Origin of the sequence: Nakamurella sp. (genome assembly GCF_048594475.1) — a bacterium.
Lineage (GTDB): Bacteria > Actinomycetota > Actinomycetes > Mycobacteriales > Nakamurellaceae > Nakamurella.
On sequence record NZ_JBMDXT010000168.1, the window covers coordinates 1 to 6,487 of the forward strand.

The 6,487-nt window shown below is 74.9% G+C and carries 6 protein-coding genes; 4 read left to right on the forward strand and 2 right to left on the reverse strand.

Annotated features, from left to right (window positions below; translation table 11 throughout):
* A partial coding sequence (locus ACOJUF_RS08425) for a MarR family transcriptional regulator (RefSeq protein ID WP_420121412.1) occupies window positions 1-344 on the reverse strand: 344 nt, incomplete at its 3' end.
* 71 nt (window positions 345-415) lie between these two features.
* On the opposite strand from ACOJUF_RS08425, the gene ACOJUF_RS08430 reads away from it, so the two are divergent.
* The 4 genes from ACOJUF_RS08430 to ACOJUF_RS08445 all read left to right on the forward strand — a co-directional run bounded on the left by ACOJUF_RS08430 (window position 416) and on the right by ACOJUF_RS08445 (window position 5,232).
* Window positions 416-2,143, forward strand: coding sequence for an acyl-CoA mutase large subunit family protein (locus tag ACOJUF_RS08430; protein ID WP_420121413.1), 1,728 nt, complete (start codon window positions 416-418; stop codon window positions 2,141-2,143).
* Between the two features lie 142 nt (window positions 2,144-2,285).
* A complete protein-coding gene (locus tag ACOJUF_RS08435; protein WP_420121414.1) occupies window positions 2,286-3,455 on the forward strand; it encodes a glycosyltransferase in 1,170 nt (389 codons plus the stop codon).
* A gap of 72 nt (window positions 3,456-3,527) precedes the next feature.
* On the forward strand, window positions 3,528-4,511 hold the full coding sequence (locus tag ACOJUF_RS08440) for a tetratricopeptide repeat protein (protein ID WP_420121415.1): 984 nt from the start codon (window positions 3,528-3,530) through the stop codon (window positions 4,509-4,511).
* 52 nt (window positions 4,512-4,563) lie between these two features.
* Window positions 4,564-5,232, forward strand: a complete 669-nt coding sequence (locus ACOJUF_RS08445) for a LysE family translocator (RefSeq protein ID WP_420121416.1) — start codon at window positions 4,564-4,566, stop codon at window positions 5,230-5,232.
* A gap of 7 nt (window positions 5,233-5,239) precedes the next feature.
* Here the strand turns inward: ACOJUF_RS08445 and ACOJUF_RS08450 are convergent.
* The coding region (locus ACOJUF_RS08450; RefSeq protein WP_420121417.1) for a neutral zinc metallopeptidase at window positions 5,240-6,487 on the reverse strand (1,248 nt) is incomplete at its 5' end.

Here is a 6,487-nt window from a genome sequence, read left to right on the forward strand (position 1 = left end):
CGCCGGTCGCTGGGGTGCGGCAGCCGGCGGGCCAGGCCGTCGGCCTCGAGCCGGTCGACGATGTTGGTGATGGACGTCGGGTGCAGCTGGAGCCGCTCACCCATCATCCGCATCGGCAGCGAGCCGCGCTGCGAGAACGAGAGCAGCACCAGCGCTTCGTACCGGGCGAACGACAGGCCGTGCGGCTTGAGGCTGTCGTCGACCGAGGCCAGCAGGATCTGCTGCACCCGCATCACGTTGGTGACCGCGGACATCGCGGTGCTCGGCCCGATCCGCTCGGACCACGTCTGCGCCGCCTTGGCGATCGGGTCGAAGGGCAGTGCGGGGGCCACGTTGGTGCTCATGGCTTGCACCGTAGCAACCTGTGTGGCGGCGCGAATGGTAGGGGATCCGACTATTGGATATCCTGGCTTCTATGACGGATCAGGAGTCGGCCGCCCAGTCGATCGAGGACGGCCGGGCCCGCTGGGCCCGGCGGTTCGCCGCCGCCGAGGCGGCCGGCCGGGTTCGGGACGCCGACTACACCACGCTGTCCGGGATGACCGTCGAGCCGGTCTACGGCCCGGCCCCCGGTGACGTCGTGCAGGATTTCGAGCGGATCGGCTGGCCGGGGGAGTTCCCGTTCACCCGGGGCCTGCACGCGACGGGCTACCGCGGCAAGCCCTGGACCATCCGCCAGTTCGCCGGATTCGGCAACGCGGCCGACACCAACCGCCGGTACAAGATGATCCTGGCCGAGGGCGGGCACGGACTGTCCGTCGCGTTCGACATGCCCACGCTGATGGGCCGGGACTCGGACGACGACCGATCGCTGGGCGAGGTCGGGCACTGCGGGGTGGCCATCGATTCCGCGGCCGACATGGACGTCCTGTTCGACGGCATCGACCTGAGCGAGGTGACCACCTCGATGACGATCTCCGGGCCGGCGGTGCCGGTCTTCTGCATGTACCTCGTCGCCGCCGAGAGACAAGGCGTGCCGGTCGATCGCTTGAACGGCACGCTGCAGACGGACATCTTCAAGGAGTACATCGCGCAGAAGGAGTGGATCTTCCCGCCGGAGCCGCACCTGCGGCTGATCGGCGACCTGATGGAGTTCTGCACGCAGCACATGCCCGACTACAAGCCGCTGTCGGTGTCCGGCTACCACATCCGGGAGGCCGGGGCGACGGCCGCGCAGGAGCTGGCGTACACCCTCGCGGACGGCTTCGGCTACGTCGAGCTCGGTCTCTCGCGCGGGCTGGACGTGAACGCGTTCGCGCCGGGGCTGAGCTTCTTCTTCGACGCCCACGTCGACTTCTTCGAGGAGATCGCCAAATTCCGCGCGGCCCGGCGGATCTGGGCCCGCTGGATGCGCGACGTCTACGGCGCGACCGACCCACGGGCCCAGTGGCTGCGGTTCCACACCCAGACCGCCGGGGTGTCGCTCACTGCCCAGCAGCCGGACAACAACGTCACCCGCACCGCCGTCGAGGCGCTGGCCGCCGTGCTCGGGGGTACGAACTCGTTGCACACCAACGCCCTGGACGAGGTGCTGGCGCTGCCGACCGAACGGTCCGCGCAGATCGCGCTGCGCACCCAGCAGGTGATCATGAACGAGACCGGCGTGGTCAACGTCGCCGATCCGCTCGGCGGGAGCTGGTACGTCGAGGCCCTGACCGACCGGATGGAGGCCGAGGCCGAGCGCATCTTCACCCGGATCAAGGACCTGGCGGCCCAGGCGGTGCCATCGGGCGAGCACCGGATCGGCGAGATGACCAGCGGCATCCTGCGCGGCATCGAGGACGGCTACTTCACCGGCGACATCGCCGACGCCGCCTTCGCCTACGCCAACGCCGTGGAGAAGGGCGAGAAGAAGATCGTCGGCGTCAACACGCTGACCGGCGGGGTCGGCGAGGATCTCAAGATCCTGCGCATCCCGGCCGAGGTCGAGGCGCAGCAGAACGCGGTGCTGGGCCGGCGCCGGTCCGCGCGGGACGCCGCCGCGGTGCGGGACGGCATCACCCGGCTGCTCGCGGCGGCCCGGTCCGGCGAGAACATGGTGCCGGCGATGCTCGACGCGGTCCGCGCCGAGGCGACCCTCGGCGAGATCTGCGACGCGCTGCGGGCCGAGTGGGGCGTCTACACCGAGCCTGCCCGCATCTGATCGGGCGCGCACCGGGCACGGACCGGGCACGGACTGGTTCCGCCGCCCGGCGGGTCGGCCGCGGTCCCAGCGCCGATCGGGTGGTCCACCGCGACGAGGGGTTCCCCGCGCGCACCGGCGGTGCTCGGATGGTGCGGTGAGGATGCTGTTCAGCAGCTGGCCATCGCACGGCCACCTGCTGCCCATGCTGCCGCTGATCCGGGCCGCGACCGCCGCCGGTCACGAGGTCCGGGTGGCCTCCGGGCCGGACCTGGTCGATCTCGTCGCCGGCCGCGGCCTGACCGCCGAGGTGGCCGGCCCGACGCTCGCGCAGGCCTACGCGGCGGCGGCCGAGTCCGTCCGCCGAACCGGGTCCGCGACGCTGTCCGAGGTCGAGCGGAGCGACCCGCAGCAGGCCGCGCTGCTGGCCGCCCGGGCGTTCTTCGGGGCCGCCGCCATCCGCCGGGCCCGGGATCTGCTGGCCGGCTTCGACCGGTGGCGGCCCGACCTGGTCGTGCACGATACCGTCGAGGTGGGCGGGGCGACCGCGGCGCTGGTCGCCGGGATCCCCCACGTCCTGCATTCCTACGGGCCGATGGTCCCGGCGCAGGGCGACTTCGCCCGGGCGATCGGCGCCGTGGTGGCCGGGGCCGGCCTGCCGGACCCGATCGAGGCCGTCTTCGCCGCGCCCTATCTCCAGGTCTGCCCGCCGAGCCTGGCGCCGGACGGGGCCGAGCCGTGGACCGACGTCGTGCCGATCCGCCCGTCCGCCGGCGAGGCCGCCGCGGGCGAGGCCCGGCCGGCCGGACTCGCCGACCTGCCCCACCCGACCACGGTGTACCTGACCCTGGGCACCGTCACCAACCGGGCGCCGGAGGTGTTCCGGACCGTGCTGGACGGGTGCGCGCGGTTCCCGGTCAACGTGCTGGTCACCACCGGGCCGGGCACGGACGCGGCGGCGGTGGCCGGCGGTCGCCCCGCCGTGCTGGCCCTGCCGTTCGTCTCGCAGGCCCTGGTGCTGCCGGACTGCGTCGCGGTGATCTCGCACTGCGGCGCCGGCACGATGTTCGGCGCGCTCGGGCACGGGTTGCCGCAGCTGTGCCTGCCGCAGGGCACCGACCAGCCGGCCAACGCCGCTGCCGTCGCTCGCGCGGGCGCGGGGCTGGTGCTGCCGCCGGACCGGGTCGACGGCCGGTCCGTGCAGGACGCGCTGGATCGCGTCCTGCACGATCCGGCGCTCCGGTCGGCGGCCGAACGGGTCCGCGCCGAGATCGACCGCATGCCCGCGGCGCAGGACGTGGTGCCGGTGATCGTCGACCGGGCCGGCCGCTGATCGGCCGGTCCCCGGCGGTCCGCACCGGTGCACGCGGCCGATCCGCCACGGGCCTCATGTGAAGATGAAGCCATGAGCCGTCCCCACCCCCGCCAGCAGCAGGCGGCCGCGATGAGCGCCGCGTTCGCCGGTGCCGTCGACCTGTCCGCGCTGAAGAACCGGCCCGCCGCACCGGGGTCCGGGCCGGGCGCGCCGGCCGGTGCGGCCGCCGCCGGCGCCCCGAGCCAGGAGGCCTCGCCCTACGTGGTCGACGTCGACGAGCCGACGTTCGGCGGCCTGGTGCAGGCGTCGACCCAGATCCCGGTCGTCATCAACCTCGAGGCGTCCTGGGCCGAGCCGAGCCTGGCGCTGTCCGCGGTGCTGAGCAAGCTGGCCGTCGCGGCCGGCGGGACCTGGATCCTGGGCCGGGTCGACGTGGACGCCAACCCGCAGATCGCGCAGGCGTTCCAGGTTCAGTCGCTGCCGATGGCGATCCTCATCGTCCAGGGCCGGCCGGCCGCCGAGGTGCCTCCGACGACGTCGGAGGCGGAGCTGAAGAAGTGGTTCGCCCAGGTGCTGGACCAGCTGCGCCCGGTGCTCCCCGGGATCGCCCAGGCCGAGGCGCAGCGGGCCGCCGACGGGGCCGACGAGGACGAGCCCGAACCCGAGGACCCGCGGTTCGTCGCCGCCGAGGAGGCGCTGGCCAACGGCGACTACGCCGCCGCCGAGCTGGCCTACCAACAAATCCTGGCGACGGAGCCGGGCAACGTCGAGGCCAAGGCGGCGCTGGCCCAGACCGGTCTCTTGGCCCGGGTCGACGCGCTGCCGGCCGACGCGATCGCGCGCGCCGACGCCGCACCTGACGACGTCGCCCTGCAGTGCAGCGCCGCGGATGCGCAGGTGGCCGGCGGCGACGCCGAGGGCGCCTTCGCGCGGCTCATCGCCATCGTCCGGCGGACCGCCGGCGACGACCGCACGGCCGCCCGGGAGCACCTGGTCGAGCTGTTCGGGCTGTTCGCCACCGACGATCCCGAGGTCATCAAGGCCCGCCGGGCGCTGGCCGCCGCCTTGTACTGAGCCATGCGGTGACGGGCGGAAATGCGGTCGCCGGCCATGGCAGGCTGAGCGGATGACCACCGCCGCCCTGCTCGGATTCGCGGGCCTGTGCCTGCTGCTCGCGCTGGCTCCCGGTCCCGACGTGCTGCTGGTCATCCGGCACAGCACCCGCCGGCGCCGCGGCGGCCTCGCGGTGGCCGCCGGCTCCGCGGCCGGCAGCATTGCCTGGGCGGCGCTGGTGGCGGTGGGTCTGGCCGCGCTGCTCGAACAGTCGGCCGAGGCGTTCCGGCTGGTCCGCATCGCCGGCGGGTGCTACCTGCTCTACCTGGGCCTGCGGTCACTGTGGGCGGCCCGGCGGCGGCCCGCCGCCGTTGCGGACCCGTCGGAGGTCGATCCGGCCGGCCCGGACCCGTCGGCGCCGGGGGGCCGGGCCCTGGCCGGACCGTTCCTGGCCGGCTTCGGTTCGTGCCTGCTCAACCCGAAGGTCGGCCTGTTCTTCCTGGCCGTCGTCCCGCAGTTCCTGCCGGCCGGCGGGTCGGTCGTGACCGCGGCCCTGGTGCTCGGTGCGATCGACGCGCTCGTCGCGCTGCTCTACCTGGCGGCGGTCGCCGCCGCGACGGCGCGCCTGGTCGGGCTGGTCCGGCGGCCGGCGGTGCAGCGCCGCATCGAGGTGGGGTCGGGCGGGTTGCTGGCGCTCCTCGGAGCCGGCACGGTCGTCGAGGCGGCGGCCGCGAAGGCCTGACCCGGCGTCAGGAACAGGCCGCCCGGCCGGCGTGGAAGCCGTCGGCGAACGCCGCCAGCTCGGCGAAGGCCGCGCCCGGCCGGGACCGGATCAGGTCGAGCGCCTCGTCGGCGTCGCCGGCCCACGAGCCGAGGGCGCCCGGTGCGGCCGACCCGAAGACCGCCGCCGTCCACGCCCCGGTGAAGCAGGCCGCGCCCGCGTCGTCGCCGGTCAGCGCCCGTCCGGTGGCCCGGGCGACGGCCGCGCCGGCGGCGAACTGGCCGATGGTGGCCGCCCGGTCCAGGTCCGCCGGGTCGGGCCGGGCCACGGGCGATCCGGCGAACGCGGCGACCGACGCCCCGGCTGCGGCGACCGCGGCGTCCGTGGACTCGTACCGCGGGGTGGCCGGCGGATCGGTCACCACCCCGGCGCGACCCAACGTGGGGGACAGATCGGCGGTCGTCATCGCCCAGCAGGCCGGCCCGCCGGACCGGAATCCGTGCAGGACGGCATCGAGGCGGTCCAGGGCCAGGCCGTGGGCCGCGGCATCGGCCGGCGGCACGGTCGGCCGGTCCCGGAAATCCAGCAGCGGCGCGACCGCCCGGGTCAGCGAGGCCGTGGGGATGTGCACCCGCTCCGTCCCGCCGCCGCTGGCGGCGGCCAGGAAGGCCCCGGCCGCACAGTCCGCCTGCGCCTCGATGAGCAGTGCCGGGTACCGGGCCGGGTCGGCGCGCCGGTCCGCGGGCGTGGGCCCGACCTGCGCCTGCACCGCATGCCCGAACTCGTGCGCGAACGACGCGGCCAGTCCGGCGCTGCCGTACGACCCGAGCAGGACCGGAACCAGCGCGGACGAGTCGAACGCGATGCCGTCCGGTCCGGGACAGTAGAAGGTGTTGCCGGCGATCTGGGCCGGGTCGGTGATGCACAGCGCCCGGAAACCCGGGCCGGCCGGGGCGGCCGAATCGACGGAGACGACGCCGCCGGCCGGAGCCCGCAGGGCGGCCCGCCCGGCGGCGTCCTCGGTCGTCGTCCAGAACTGCGACAGGTCGGCCAGCACCGCGGCGACCACCCGGTCGCCGTCGGCGGAGCTGGTGAACGGGTCGAGCGGGTCGCCCGGGCCGGCCGGTGTGCCGAACGAGCCGGCGACGGCGACCGGGACTCCACCGGCGGCCGTGTCGATGCGTTCGGCCGCTTGCGCCGAACCGGCCCGTCCCGCCGCGGTTGCCACGACGATCACCAGCGTCACCGACAACGCCATCACCAGCCCGGCCAGGCC